The organism is Sphingobacterium sp. (genome assembly GCF_039596235.1).
Taxonomy (GTDB): domain Bacteria; phylum Bacteroidota; class Bacteroidia; order Sphingobacteriales; family Sphingobacteriaceae; genus Sphingobacterium.
In genome coordinates this window covers 268,555-283,158 of record NZ_JBCNKE010000001.1, presented here as the reverse complement: position 1 = coordinate 283,158, position 14,604 = coordinate 268,555, and the positions used below count along the sequence as shown (strand labels likewise).

General features: G+C 40.7%; 13 protein-coding genes. 4 read left to right on the top strand and 9 right to left on the bottom strand.

The genetic code is table 11. The features are described 5' to 3' along the window. Positions 1 to 43: 43 nt before the first annotated feature. Positions 44 to 580: a YfiT family bacillithiol transferase gene (locus ABDW32_RS01135; RefSeq protein ID WP_343558699.1), complete on the top strand. Its 537-nt coding sequence runs from the start codon at positions 44 to 46 to the stop codon at positions 578 to 580. A 162-nt stretch (positions 581 to 742) separates the two neighbouring features. On the opposite strand, the gene ABDW32_RS01130 is transcribed toward ABDW32_RS01135, so the two are convergent. The 3 genes from ABDW32_RS01130 to ABDW32_RS01120 are packed head-to-tail and all read right to left on the bottom strand — an operon-like array spanning position 743 to position 6,041. Beyond that, positions 743 to 973 carry a hypothetical protein gene (locus ABDW32_RS01130; RefSeq protein WP_343558698.1) on the bottom strand — a complete coding sequence of 77 codons (231 nt, stop codon included), beginning with the start codon at positions 971 to 973 and terminating at the stop codon, positions 743 to 745. An 8-nt stretch (positions 974 to 981) separates the two neighbouring features. After that, positions 982 to 3,555 carry a tetratricopeptide repeat protein gene (locus ABDW32_RS01125; RefSeq protein WP_343558697.1) on the bottom strand — a complete coding sequence of 858 codons (2,574 nt, stop codon included), beginning with the start codon at positions 3,553 to 3,555 and terminating at the stop codon, positions 982 to 984. Positions 3,556 to 3,563: 8 nt separating this feature from the next. Next, the gene (locus tag ABDW32_RS01120) at positions 3,564 to 6,041 is read right to left on the bottom strand and encodes an SEL1-like repeat protein (protein ID WP_343558696.1); all 2,478 of its coding nucleotides are present in this window, start codon (positions 6,039 to 6,041) and stop codon (positions 3,564 to 3,566) included. Positions 6,042 to 6,220: 179 nt separating this feature from the next. Between ABDW32_RS01120 and ABDW32_RS01115 the strand changes: the two genes are divergently transcribed. Next, positions 6,221 to 6,781, top strand: coding sequence for a hypothetical protein (locus ABDW32_RS01115; RefSeq protein ID WP_343558695.1), 561 nt, complete (start codon positions 6,221 to 6,223; stop codon positions 6,779 to 6,781). 57 nt (positions 6,782 to 6,838) lie between these two features. Here ABDW32_RS01115 and ABDW32_RS01110 read toward each other — a convergent pair whose 3' ends face one another. The 6 genes from ABDW32_RS01110 to ABDW32_RS01085 form a co-directional block, all read right to left on the bottom strand. Then, positions 6,839 to 7,654 carry a hypothetical protein gene (locus ABDW32_RS01110; RefSeq protein WP_343558694.1) on the bottom strand — a complete coding sequence of 272 codons (816 nt, stop codon included), beginning with the start codon at positions 7,652 to 7,654 and terminating at the stop codon, positions 6,839 to 6,841. 221 nt (positions 7,655 to 7,875) lie between these two features. Beyond that, a complete protein-coding gene (locus ABDW32_RS01105; protein WP_343558693.1) occupies positions 7,876 to 8,580 on the bottom strand; it encodes an NUDIX domain-containing protein in 705 nt (234 codons plus the stop codon). A 4-nt stretch (positions 8,581 to 8,584) separates the two neighbouring features. Continuing rightward, entirely contained in the window at positions 8,585 to 9,499 is a 915-nt protein-coding gene (locus ABDW32_RS01100) for a hypothetical protein (RefSeq protein WP_343558692.1), read from the bottom strand. Positions 9,500 to 9,654: 155 nt separating this feature from the next. After that, the gene (nadE, locus tag ABDW32_RS01095; protein WP_343558691.1) at positions 9,655 to 10,437 is read right to left on the bottom strand and encodes an NAD(+) synthase; all 783 of its coding nucleotides are present in this window, start codon (positions 10,435 to 10,437) and stop codon (positions 9,655 to 9,657) included. Next, positions 10,427 to 11,923, bottom strand: coding sequence for a nicotinate phosphoribosyltransferase (locus ABDW32_RS01090; RefSeq protein WP_343558690.1), 1,497 nt, complete (start codon positions 11,921 to 11,923; stop codon positions 10,427 to 10,429). Before ABDW32_RS01090 ends, nadE begins: the two co-directional genes overlap by 11 nt. A gap of 4 nt (positions 11,924 to 11,927) precedes the next feature. Further along, the gene (locus ABDW32_RS01085; protein WP_343558689.1) at positions 11,928 to 12,737 is read right to left on the bottom strand and encodes a phosphoribosyltransferase family protein; all 810 of its coding nucleotides are present in this window, start codon (positions 12,735 to 12,737) and stop codon (positions 11,928 to 11,930) included. 373 nt (positions 12,738 to 13,110) lie between these two features. Between ABDW32_RS01085 and ABDW32_RS01080 the strand changes: the two genes are divergently transcribed. Together ABDW32_RS01080 and ABDW32_RS01075 are read left to right on the top strand one after the other, a co-directional pair. Beyond that, complete coding sequence (locus ABDW32_RS01080; RefSeq protein WP_343558688.1) at positions 13,111 to 13,605, top strand: hypothetical protein; 495 nt, start codon at positions 13,111 to 13,113, stop codon at positions 13,603 to 13,605. 320 nt (positions 13,606 to 13,925) lie between these two features. Next, positions 13,926 to 14,603 carry a YiiX family permuted papain-like enzyme gene (locus tag ABDW32_RS01075; protein WP_343558687.1) on the top strand — a complete coding sequence of 226 codons (678 nt, stop codon included), beginning with the start codon at positions 13,926 to 13,928 and terminating at the stop codon, positions 14,601 to 14,603. Position 14,604 lies beyond the last annotated feature (1 nt).

The window sequence follows — 14,604 nt, the reverse complement described above, 5'->3', positions numbered from 1 at the left end:
CAAAACATAGCAACCTTGAAGCAATTTTCGTTAAATTTAAACCATGCAACATGAATTAGAAAAACTTCGGTATCCCATAGGCCGCTTTGCCGTGCCAGATTATATTGATAAGCAACTACTAAATGATTGGATAAAAACAATTGCAGATTTCCCCGCACGACTTAAATCCGAAGTCAGCGACCTGCCTGACATCGCTTTGGAGAAACGATATCGCCCAGACGGTTGGACCATAAGACAGGTGGTACACCATTGCGCTGATAGCCATATGAATAGCTTTATCCGTTTTAAGCTAGCGCTGACAGAAGATGATCCAACGATAAAACTCTATGAAGAAAACCTTTGGGCAGAACTTCCAGATGCCAAACATAACCCCATTGAAAGTTCCCTAAGATTATTGGAAGGCTTACACCAACGTTGGGAAATCCTGCTAAAGAGTCTGAGTGACGAACAACTGGAACGGGCATTTATTCATCCGGCTACCAAACGGTATATTTCCCTTAAAGTAAATATAGGCCTTTATGCCTGGCACTGTAATCACCATTTGATGCATATCGTCAACGCGAAAAATAGCGCATTATAACAGTTGATATTGGTTTCAGCGATATACCTATCTATAGGTAAATACACACTTTACGATGGAATATCCAAAAAAAGATCGAGGGCTAAGCAAATAAAATACAGGAAAAATAGGAGTGTCTAACCGTTTAGGACACTCCCCCTTAATCAAATTGTAGTGATCCAACTAGGCCATCAAACACAACACAACGATAAAGGCGCCAAAGGCTCCCAAAGCAAGGCCTACAATACCGGCGATCAAAAACGTCCGCAGATAATAGCCGAACGTTTTGGTCTTTTTCTGGATGATATGGATAATCCCCACAATCAGGGAATAACCTACGCCTATGCCGAAAAACAGCATAAAGGCTAGGTCGATCAGCATACCTGTGAAATCTAAATTCGCAGAAGATAACATCGTGTAGGTTATTTTTTCTTTTTAAACAGTTTACTAAAAAAGGATGAACTACTATTTCCTGTAGGTTCGTCCTGTACTTCTACTCCCCCACTTTTCTCATCCGCCCAAATTAACAATTCGGGTTCAATATCCAATTCGTGTTGTCGGGCAAAGTCCGACCAGTAGGCATGTTTTTCCTGATCCATAAAGTCGGGATCATTTTTATAATAATCCAATAAGCTTTCTGTAGCAGACTCATAGACACTATAACGATTTGCCCGCTCAAAATAATGAATGGCTTTTTTTCTGTCCTTTTTAAATTTTAAACCCGCATCATACATCAAACCGTAATAAATATTGGAATAACTATCCGCTTTATCTTTCTTCAGATAAACAAGTAGACGTTCATAGTCATCTAAACTGTAATAAATCGAAGCAATATTGCGATTATTTTCAACCAGTTTCAACTCCGCTTTTTTGTAGTAATCCAATGCTTTTTCAAGATCTTCCTCTACATAGGTTCCACTAAAATAGAAATAAGCCAAGTTGGATAATGCATAGCCATTCCCAAGATCAGCCCCTTTGCTGTAGGCCTCAAAAGCTTTTTTTAGATCCGATGTATAGCCTATTCCATGCTGGTATAGATAACCGATGCTATTCCAAGAAGCTGCATACCCCTTTCCGGCAGACCGCTCATAGTATGCAATTCCTTTTTTCAGGTCCAGAAAATGTTTATCTTGATTATCGGTATCCGTATAGATATTACCGAGTTCATACATACTGCTTTCATTGCCCTGATCAGCTGAAAATGTAAAGTAACGGATAGCACTTTCGACATCTCCATTTCTGCGGCAATCCATGGCCATGTGATACAATGTATAACTATCAAAAGCAGATTCAAAATCTATGCCCCGATCCGATTTCCACTGGGCGAAAAAATGGTCAAAAACCTCAAGTTCCTTTCCTTCCAGCTTGTCCAGTGCCTTGATATAATATCCATACTGATCTTGGGGCACCTCTTCCAATCCCTCATATCCTTTATTGAACAGTTTGCCGTCGCGCAACATCATTAGATCTTGATAATGCCGTACACTACCACAGATGAAATCGAAGGATTCACTCAGTTCTTTGCTATCAGTATCGTAGTAATAATACCCGCCCACCTGATCTTGCAGGATAAAATAGTCCATCAGCGCATAGCTGATTGCGGCATAATGTGCTGACAATGGAATCAGCCAGCTCTTAGTCTCTGTGTGATAGATTCCTCTTTCCGATTCGGTTTGGATGATATAACAATTATAGGCACCATTACCAAAATCTGCACCTCCCTGTATAGATTTAATCGTCAGATCTTGCAGCAAAAAAACCTTGCTAGCGAGGTCATACAGAAAATATTTGCCTTCCGAAAGGTAATATAATGCACTCAGCCCATTCATGGCATTTAGCACAGCCACATCTTTTACCAAAAGGGAGCCGTCGGCCGCATGGACTGATTTCTTTTTTTTATTGTTTAAATTGACCGCGTAAAAATCAAACAACAATTCGTTCAAAACCCCTGCTGGATACTCGCCCAATAGAACACCCTGATTGGAATAATATTTACGTAGTTTGCTATCCGCTATCGGTTGATAAATAAAGCCCTCGTAGTCTATTTCAAAAGGCTCATCAGAACCTGCCGTATGCAAGCCCTTACCTTCCGCATCGATAATGTCATATTTTCCGTCCCGCTGTCCCTGGTAAAATCCATAAGCAAAATCGTCCAAAACCGCATAGTTCAAGGGAATAATTGTAGCGCCAGTCTCCACGTCCACCAAGCCATATTTGCCCGCTAAACTCACTTTTCCTACAATCCTGCCACGGCCGCTCTGTACAGGCGCTGCAGAGGCGTACATACAAGGAATGGTCTCTTCGCCCTTTCTATTTAAATAACCAAACAAACCTTCTTTCGCAACAACTGCAAAGCCATTGTAATCAAAGTCTCCGATCTCGTCATAGCAGGGTTCAACTTTCACCTCACCCCTCGCATTCCGGATTCCCCAGCGTCCATTTTCTTCAAAAAACTGGTTATCAAGACTATCAATCGCTTCCGTATTCCACCAGCCCAACCCATAGTTGCTCCACTCAGCTTCTAACATCGCTAAAAAAGAATCATAGCCTGAGCGACTCAAAATAGGATAAAGCACTGATAACGACTGCTTCTCTATTGCTTTTTCGTAATACAGGTTCTTCTCATAAATTTCAAAAGCAAAATCCTTTGCTTGTTGGCTATGTTTAACCTCAGCCATATTAAAAACATCACGCGCATTGATCTGGAAGCATTCAAAAGGAAGTCCATGCAGAAAATCGAACATTTTTTCGATGGTCAACAGAACTGCAGCGTTGGATATCAAGTTGTATTCCTGAATAAGCAGATCGTAGAATTTCCGCAATTTTAAAACACCCGCTTCTTTTTCAGCATATACTAAGGTACCTTTCGCTTTTGGATTTGCGGCAAACAAGGGCAGCAACAGATCTGGAATGCCATAGTTCCATTCACCCAAATAAGCATGGAAATACGCCTGATCTTTTTTATCTGTGTTATAAATATAAATTCGATGTGCCATATTCTTTTTTATTCTTCAATATCAACGTCATTGTTTTTAGCAAAATCCAACCAAAAGTTGTATTTAGCGGCATCTGCAAACGTTCCATTTTTATAGTAATACAAGAGACGATTGACGGCATAAGCATAGGTAGCGTTTTCGTTTGCCTGTTCGTAGTAACGCAGCGCCTTTACCATACTCGGTTTGACACCCCAGCCTTCTTCATACAAGATCCCATAATAAATTGCAGCATACTGTCCCGCATTATCCTTTTTCAGATAACGTAAAAGATTAGCGTAATCTTTCTGTTGATAATAAATTTCAGCTATCTGTACATCGTTGTCGATGCCTTTTTTTTCAGCCTGCTTAAAATAATGCAAGGCTTGCCCATAATCCTGTTCAAGATGCTCTCCTTCATAATACCAGTTACCAAGGTTACTCATTGCCTGCCCTTCCCCAAGTGCCGCGGCTTTTTGGTAAGCCGCTAAGGCTTTGGGAATATCAGGCGGCAGACCAAGCCCTGTAGCGTAGATAAAGCCTAGATTAGTCCAAGCTTGGGCATGATCCTGCTTCACAGCTTGTTCATAGAAACCAATTGCCTTGGGAATATCCAGATAGTCCGGCAGATCTGTATCACTATGTATATTTCCGAGTAGGTACTGACAGTCGGCACTACCTCGAGAAGCGCCTACGGTCAACAAGGGTATAGCCTCGGCTATCTTACCGGCCCAGTTTAGTTTACGTGCTTTTTCGTATAGTGTCTCGTTATCAAGATAAGATTCGAAGCCTGCTCCCTTCCGTTTTGTCCAAGCCTGATAGAACTGTACAAAATAACTCTGGTCAGTTCCCTGCAAATTATATTTTTCGGAATACAAACGACCAAATGCTGTTTCGGGAAATTCAGCAATATTTCGTTTTTGATCTACATAAAACAGCCTTTCTCCTTTAAATAAGAGTAAGAATTCACCTTCGCTTCGTTCCGGATGTGGATCATGAATCGGCGCACTGACATAATCGTAAAGTTCGCTATAGAAATTCACTTTTGTATCAAAATAGCGCATTCCTTCGGACTCATGGATACGCATAAAGTCCATATAGCAATATTCTATTTTTAGATAAGACGCATCAGGTTCGAGCAGCCATTGATCCAGATAAGCTTCATATATCCCCTGCCCTTCGGCACAGGCGACAACAAAGACATCTTTCCGAAAGTTTTTAATGCTATCGACCAAAATCTTATCAATCGACCGATCGACCAAACGGAATAAGTCATGAGCAAGTGAGTAAATCTGCCATTTTTTATCTTTAAGGTATGCAAGACTACGATAGTCATCCAAACCGATGATACGGTCAATTTCTTCGTCAAGTACGGTTCCATCCGGTTTGATAATCGAAATCTTCCGCTGTAGCTTGTTCGGTTTGATCCAGAAGTAGCCATAAGTAAGAGCCTGTAGGCTGTCTTCCAAAAAACTGCCGAAATAGCGGCCATCCATATGAAAATATTTTCGCTTCATCGTGCCCTTTTGCCGATTGTAAAAAAGTTTCCTGTAATCATAAGCAAAAGGGTCAGCAGCGGGTTCAGTAACAATCAAAGTCCCATCAGCAGCAAAAAGAAAATAACTATCTCCCCGCTTCGCATTCAAAAAACCATGGGCAAACCAATCCAATTCGTCATAGACAGCCGGTAAAGAAAGTTGTTTGCTTGCAATATGCAATACCCCACGCTTACCTTCTATTTCAACTTCAGCATAATTAACACCATCTATGACCTGAGCATCGAATGCATCCACATACTGACAGGGTACGATTTCTTCTCCCCGCTCGTTGATATAACCAAATCGGTTATCCAGTTCAACCACAGCAATTCCTGCTTCATTAAACTCAAATATTTCATCATATTTTGCAGCAACGAGGATATTTCCAAAGCTATCTTTTAACCCCTGTTTTCCATTTTCTTCAAAGGCTTCGGTTTGCTCCTTCTTAAAAGCATGTTCTTCCCATAGGCCTAAGCCATAATTAATCCAGTCTGTTTCGAGTATCTCCAGGAAAGTATTGTAGCCAGACAGTCGCAAGATTTCCTGTAGCGGATCCAAATTTTGTTGCTCAAAGGCCTGTGTATATAATGCTCCTGTGCTCCTGATTTCATCAACCCAATCACTCGCCTGTTCCGCATGTTTTTCTTCATTCATATTGAAGACATCCCGGCCATCGATTTGAAAAGTATCAAACGGTAAACTTTCCAAAAATTCGAACATCTTATTAACGGGTTCGGTATATTTATTTTTGTAATGTAATTGATAAACATCAGCGAGCAGCGTATAAAAATAGCGTAATCTTGCAATACCTTCCTCCTTATTGGCATAGAGCTGTGTACCCCGGGCACGGATACCTGAAGAAAATAATGGGAGCATCAAGGCAGGAATCTCATAATTCCATTCGGCTAGATGGCCCTCAAATGTTTCTTTTGTTTTGGGATTTACGTTATATATATAAATGCGATGTGCCATAATCTGATTCGCGATAGTCTTAGAACATATTTAATACGTAAATGCGATAAAAACCACAAATACCGTTGCTGAAGCAGTAAAAATACAGCTATTATTAAATATTCCACTTAACGGAAAACAGGGATTTTTCTTTTTACAGATTTTCCGCAACTTTGAACTGGATTTTGTTTAATAATGAAATGATAACTCTAATTCATCTTATGCGCTATCGTGTTATGCCTTTGCTGATCTTGTTTGCAAGCTCCGCCTGCCAGGAAAAACAGCAAAAAAAACAGGAGTCAGCCCTACCGGCTAGCAAAGTCAGCCATAGCAAGGATACGCTAGTTCAGCAACCTAAAGCACCGACGCTATCCCGTTTGGACAGCATTGATCAGGCGAATACAGAAAGTATTCTTGAATCGGATGAATTAACAAAGGCACAAGTCAATCTCAGTACCGCAGATAGTACCATACATTTACGGGCGAATATCCGAGTAGACCATCGTTTTTTTGGTTACGAAAAGCCAAATATTCAGTCAAAAAAACTGCTATTGTTCTCTATTTTTACGAATGATGTGCAAAATAACCCTTTCCAGCTCAAATTTGGCGCATATTATGAGACATCAGGATTGGATAACAAAGGCCTCAAGCTAAAATACCTGCGGACAAAAGATGATTTTATTGAAGCTGAGCTGATCGATTCCAGTGGCTATTCGGTTGCAACAATTTACTTTGAGAAAAAATGGGTTGATATTGAATAATAGCTGACAATCCGATATGTAATTTTTTATTCCACAGCTTTATGTCGGTTGTTGCTATCAATTTTCGGCAATAATATCTACCCTATAAAAACCTGCCCGCTCATCATCTGGTGCTCCATAAAAAAAATTGCGAAAGTATACTTGCCGGTCCTCTTTCCAAAAGATCTCTTTTAAAGTACATAATTCAAAGTTATCAGTCCAGTCTAACGGAATCTGCGCATAGGTCAGATAGACCTCATTTTCCTTTTTTTGCAAAAAATAACTGGAACATTCCTGTCCGTTAAACATGCCATTCAATCTATATTTCTTATGCTTAGAGAAATAGACATAGTCTAAATTGCCGATTTCTTCCACGTCCCATTTTCCCTGACGCAAATCAATTGCCTGATCTGTGGTATGCCCGCCTTCCAACAACAAAATCTCCTCGGACGGGAAATATTTTACAAACACATTCTCCAACAGATCAATGGCACCTTCTGTTTTTCCGGCCGTTAGTAAGCGACCATCATTAAGCCGTACCTGAGCAATTAGATTCCCTTCCAAGAGTGTATCAATTTCCATGTCCTTACCTGGAATATAGTCTCCAAATATGACACGCCCTTGCAATAATTTTCTAGCGACTTTTACATCACTGATTGAAGCGATAGTATCTCTTCTATAATCGGCCTGTTGCCGTTCCTTAAAAAAGCTGATGGAATCTATCTTATAAATTCGGATCATTTTATCTTGAAACACGAGTGAATCAACACTTGCGTTTTCGCTTCCGATAAGCTGCTCTGTCATGGGAAGGGCAGCATTTTTTACTCGGCTTTGTTCACATGCAGAACATATCAACAAAACAATACCTACGCAATAAAGTACTTTATTCATCATAGTCCATCATTAAGATATCTCGAATATCGTATTTTAGTCACCTAATACAGCGGCTCAGTTAATTTAAGCGTCATAACAATCCATATTCGACTTGTAGTCGCTAATATTTAAATATACCTGGCGGATCATTTCGATTAAATCGATCATCAGCACACGGCCCGAGTTTATCCTTTCCATCGGATGTTTTATTATTTCAAGAGCCTGATGCATCCACGCTATAATCAGATTTCGAAGTAAAATCCCGTTTCTTTTAGTTTTTCGTATTTTTCTTTATCAAAACTATAGATTTTTGCTGCACGGGCATGTCTGTCCTTTTGCATGTTGCTATGGTCGATCAACAGATCCATGCTCAGTATTTTTTTGCGAAAATTACCTCGATCTATCGAACGCTGCAGAATCGTTTCATACAATTTGTGCAGGTCTGGTAAGGTAAACTGCGCTGGCAGCAGTTCGAATCCGATGGGCTGGTAACGGATTTTACCTTTTAGGCGTTCGACGGCGACAGACAAAATCTGCTGATGATCAAAAGCCAAATCAGCAACCTCTTCCAAACTAAACCATTGCACCGCATCAATGTCAAGACCTGCTTCCAATGTATATTCTGTGGGTTTAACTAAGGCATAATAGGCTATACTGATAACGCGTCCCCGCGGGTCACGGTTCAGCCCCGAAAAAGTATAGAGTTGCTCAAGAAAGATATCACAGAGCCCAGCTTCTTCGGACAATTTACGCAGTGCACATTCATCCGCGGTCTCATCCTCCTGAATAAAGCCACCTGGAAACGCCCATTTCCCTAAATAAGGTTCTATCGCCCGTTTGGTTAATAACAGTTTAAGCTGATTTTTTTCAAAACCAAAGATCACACAATCGACTGTAACTGCGGGCCTGGGATATTCGTAGTTATATGTTTTTGGAGTACTGACCATCTTTTTATAAAATTACTTCTGTGGACTTTTTGATCTGTATGCCGTATTTTTCACGCAGTGACTCAAAAGCCTGCAGTGTAGATTCTTCGAAACCAGCAATAGGTGACATACAGTCGATCAGTAGTGTAATGCGGGACGTAATCGCTTTATCCTCCGCAAAATATTCCAATATCTGCACCGCAGATGCCAATACACAGTGGCTTGATGCCTGTCCAGCGATATAAATGGCATCGTAAGCCGCGATAGCCTCGAGCACCGCACGATTGACAAATTTATTGCCGTCGTATTCGGCCTTGATGATGCCATACATTTCAGTATAGGGATCCTGTCCCTTATAGACCAAGATGGGTTTGACCTGACGTACAGCGCTGTGAAAATAGAGCATATTGGTAAATTGACTTTCCAGCTGTGCTCCGGTACTGCCCTCCAGACAGTGATAAGGCCAGATACACAGTTCCTTTTTCCCTTCGATTTCTAAATTTTTAAGATAAGCCAGGGATTGCTCTGCTGTATCTGCATTGGCGACAGCCCAGGTTCCATTGATGAGATCCCGGTAGCGGATGACCGTAAAAGGTTTAGGCTGATTTCCTTGTTTATCCACCCACCAGTCTGCATGGAAAATCTGCAGCAGTGAATGGCAGTCAAGACTACACATGACCTGAGTCAAAGATCCCATATTGTTGTATATCCATTGAGTCAATCGCTGTAAGTCAGCACGCGAGCCCGCTACTGGCAAACTACCAATAGATTCCATAAAATCATTTTGTAAGTCAATAGCCAGAAGCAATGTACGTTGCTTATCCGAAGAAGCAGGCAGCTTTTGCTCCTGTCCCGCTAATGACACCATTGATGGAATATCATCTCCTTTTTCGGATGCGATCTTCCTTACATCAACGATCTGTTCATATCTTGTTTTCATCTGTCAGTAATTATGTATTTTATGTATCCTATCGATGTATAAATAAACTGTAATGATCCTATACCATTTGTCAAATGGAAATTACTCCATTTTAAATATACATTCCTTTAACTATCATGTTAAACCCAAAGATTCCTATCCATATAGTTTTTCTACTAGCCCTTGAATGTTGGAATTGGAGCAAATTTATGCGCAGACTGTTGCTGGCGTCGCTGGATCAATGCATCTATTGCTGGGTCACCAGAGGTTCCGGTCAGAATAAACGCGTCAATCTGTGCATAGCGCATACCCAATTCTTCTTCATCCGTCTGTCCTTCCCATAACCCTGCAGAGGGGCTCTTATATTGAATGGATTCGGGAACACCTAGGTATTTTGCCAGTGTATAGACTTCTTGCTTGGTGACCATCGCCAAAGGATTAAGATCATAAGCGCCATCGCCCCATTTGGTAAAGTAACCTACTGTCGCTTCGGCCATATTACCGGTACCGATCACAAAACGGCTTCCGAGTTGTGCAAACTGATAGAGGTAGGTCATACGAACCCGTGGCCGGATATTGGCCAAACTCAAGATCCGGTTGGATTCGCTTGAAGCTGCAATATAGGCATCGTTATTGATCGTTAGCGCATCGACCGCTGGCTTAATATCAAAGATATGGTAGGAGAATCCAAATTTTTCAATAAGCTCCATCGCATGTGCATGGCTTTTGCTATTATTCATATCACCGCCATAGGGCATCATGACCAAATGTACATCCACTTTCGCTAGATGGCATAGACAAGCCACCACACTACAATCAATCCCGCCGCTCATGCCAAGCACCAAACCTTGACGATTTGCCGCATTTACCTGACCCGCAATCCATGCCCCCATTTGTTGGGCATACTGTGCAACGTTTTCATCATTGATGAAAAACGGTTTCCTTAGGTTATTTTCCATATACTCTTACTGATTCTGTTTCCAATCTGTTTCTTATTTCCCCAAAATTACTTGGGCTGACAAATGTTCCATTCACAAAACATTCTTTGAGCAGGTTACGTTCATCCAATTGTTCAATAGTTACTGGATTGAGGTCGTCTATCATACGAAAATCGTTATCTTCGAATATAACAGCCACCATACCCTTCTGCGACTTTTTAAAGTTACCTGTATCTGTAGCCGGCCTTTTCTGAATAGCTTTAAACTGACCATTCACGATTTCAGCCGTACCTTTTAGCGCAAAACCAAAGGTGTCTCTTGTGACATACTGATACGTGTAGGAACCTATTCCGAGTATCGTATTGGTCGAAGCAAAACCTTTCGCCATCAAGCCTTCGCAGATTTTTGTCGCACGCTCCACGGTAATGGAATCGCCATACACAACAGCAATATGCGGATCAAGTTCTTTGAAGCCTTTTGCATTGATCGTCCCACCAAAGAGCTCAAACAACCGTTCGACAATTCCCTTTTGAACTGTTTCATGATCAGCCGCCGGATCACCGCAGATAATCTTAACAGGGTCGCCACTATCTGGCCGAATGATAACTTTACCTTCCCGGTTCATAATCAGCTCTTTCAATTGCGGTAATACATGGTCAACGACATGCCACAAGTCATAGGTATCGGACACAATTGAAATATTTCCGCTTGGATATACCTCCGTAATCAAATGGCGGAAGGCTTCAACCTCCTGTTCACCATAAGAACACATCACACTATGTTCTGTTGAAGGGGTATACATCATCACATCACTTGTAGCACCGTAATATGTTTTAAGGTATTCCCGAACGGAGAGTGTTGCAGAAATACCGAAGCTAAGTAAATGTCCGCCAGCAGTGCGATAAGCCGTTTCAGGTGACCCCATACCCCGCATGGAAAAATCTCCGGCTTGGGTGAATACTTTATTGATATCGCCTGTCTTTTCAGCAAAACCTGTCAACAACCGCTTGTATTGATCGGCGATAGTCGCAGCGGTCATTGGTGACCAGATATAAGCGGAAAGTTGCGTTTCCAGATAACCGGGCAACCAGAAGAAATCTGGATGGGTATTCTCGATCGTAAACATCGGCACGCCTATCGGCACGAGGCTGCCCTCTTTCAAGGCTTTCACTTTGATCGGAAGATAACCCAAACGATGTAGATCGCGTATGTGTTGTGACTGATGTGTGTTGGCAAAATTAGGATTGGTCATCGCGAACACTTCACGAATGGCTTCCTCATACTGCGCAACAACTGTATCCTCAGGTTGGCCGAAAAAATACTCGTCGAAAGAATTGCTGATCTCTGCCAAAGCACCCTGCAATCCAAAGAATACAACATGGCTTATTCCTGCGATCCTTGACATCCGGGGAGTCCAGGTTTCATATACCCATTCGGTATGCGCCGGATACTGATCCTTGTGACACAATTTGTAACCGTCCGTCCAGAGAATCGGATTTTTGCTCATTGCTCTAAACATAGCTTTCAGTTGTTAGTTTGATATAATTTATTCTGGGATGCGCTGTATCCATCATCGAATCGGTTGTGAATACAAGGTCTATTGGCGAGTCTTCATTCAATAATGCCCCCTTAAAAATCCTTGGTTCACAATGCGTCACCAACAGGTAGATTTCACTTGCACCCATTTCTTTTAAAATTTTTCCCGCCCAGAGAAATGTTCCACCTGCAGAACACAAATCATCAACAATAATGCATTTAGCACCTTTCGTGATGCTGCCCGTTTTTAATTCCATCGTTTCGATACGTCCCGTTTGCGGGTTGCGCTGCTTTTCAAAGATACAGGCGTCTTGGTAACCACTGTTTAAGTAGCGCGCAGCCGCACCCTTATCTGGAAATACAATTCGATCATTATCCGAAAATTTCAATTTTTCCATTAGTTTCGGTAGCAAGTCCAAAGCTGGATAAATAGCTACGCAATTTTCCAACAAAGTGACTGTTGTCTCGGAATGAGGTTCAACAACATATACTTTGTCAAATTGCAGGTTATTGATAAATGCAGCTACATATTTTAATGTAAATAAGTCGCCCTCAATTTTGCGGTCCATACGACTATAGGGCATATAACGAATCCATAACTTACAACTCGCCCCTTCCTCCTCAAGTCGTTTCTTGACAAAAAACAAACGGATTAAATCGCCGTCTTCCTGATAGGTAAATTCAACTAAATTATCTTTTTTGATCAACTGATCAAAATCCTTTACTTTCGTTTCTCCATTTGGAAACTGTTCGGTGATAAGCTGATGTTTATTTAGTATAATCATTTTTTACTTTTTACAAATACGCTAATTGAGTACTTTTTACTCAACAAAGATGCGCATTATTTTCAGTCCAACAAAATTTATTGAGTATTTTTTACTCAGCAAACCAAAAACAACATATATAACACTATGTATCAGTAAAATATATTTAAAAACAATACTTTATCCATTAAGATCAGGAAGATTATTTGTCTCCAACAGAACTTTCATTGGTACAAATCATCCCGAAAATCCTAAAAAAATAGGACGTCTTACCGATCGGGTTTCGTATAAAACTAGCTGAATACAGGGATGGTATCTTTCACTGAAAAACTGATCTTTGTCCTAAAGAAAAACAGTCAAGCGAATTGATCATAATAATAAATAAACTATTCGTATGAATACATCCGATTTAATCCACAAGGATATTGAAGCTATTTTACAAACTGAATATCAGGACATCACACAATTGGTCCAAGATTATCAGGATACTCCGATCACTGCGGAAAATCAGGAAGCTTTATATGCCTATAACCTGCTTTACATGAATATACATTCCTTATCAGAACAGGAATACCTCGACGCTTTCCATCAATTGGGTGAAAAATATCCTAATTATGGTTTCGCGGGAGAAAGTGACCATAGCAGAGCAATTGCCGAACTGGAGCGCTTAAGACTGGCATTTAATCAATTATGTTTAGAAACCAAACAAGGGCGACACTTACTTCAGCTCAAACTCAGAAATATTGACCTGGATATACAAATATATCAGAAATTGATGCAGGTACCGATCACTCCTGCCACTCAGACTGAGATAGATCGATTGGAAGCTGACTCCTATAAACTTACAGAAGAGATCGAGGCAATTTTAGCGCAATTTGATGATGAATAACTTGTCGTACTGTATGCAATGCAATTTACTAAACAGCTGAATGCAAAAAATTATTTGATCTTTTTGAATAACGTTTTACTAGCTATTAATCCGATTGATAACAATGCTTGCATATTCAGCCAAGAGGAATAACGACCGAATCTTCTTATTGATGGTAAAAGTATTGAATAACTGCCTTGCTATTTAAAGTAAAAAATAGGCACCAACAACACTCCACAATAAATGCATACGAACAATAACAAAAATACGTTAACCCAATAATACGGTGCCACTAAATCCATTATTTAAAACTCACGCAACCCGTTCAAAAATTAGAGGATATGAAAAAAATCGCTGTATTTGTCCTGATAATCATTTGCACGCTAATGATCGGGCGATCTTATCTGCAAATGAACACAACGAAAGCACAAAGTGGAGCTTTAGACAAAAAAGTTAAAAGTAGCGCAATGCTGCCTCAGTTAAAAGATGGCGACATGATCTTTCAGTCATCCATCTCGCCGCAGTGTAAAGCTATACAACTAGCCACGGGTTCTCCTTACTCGCACTGCGGTCTTATTTTTCATAAGGATGGAAAACCTTATGTACTGGAGGCTATTCAACCCGTTACGGTAACAGGCCTGACGGATTGGATCGCCAGAGGAAAAAACAAACATTATGTCATTAAAAGACTTAGAGAAGCAAACAAAGTGCTATCGGCAGACGTTTTAACCAAAATGAAGGGGATCGGAGCGGAATTCTTAGGCAGGAACTACGATGCAACATTCGAATGGTCAGACAACAGAATCTATTGTTCGGAACTGATCTGGAAAATCTATCAGCGCGGTGCCGGAATCGAAGTAGGCAAACTGGAAAAACTCAAAGATTTTGATCTCAGTAGCGCCGAGGTCAAAAGCAAACTCAAAGAACGTTACGGTAATCGGATCCCATTAGAGGAAACAGTAATTTCCCCTGTATCTATTTTCAATAGCGAGCTTTTAATTACGGTTGCCAATAACTGAT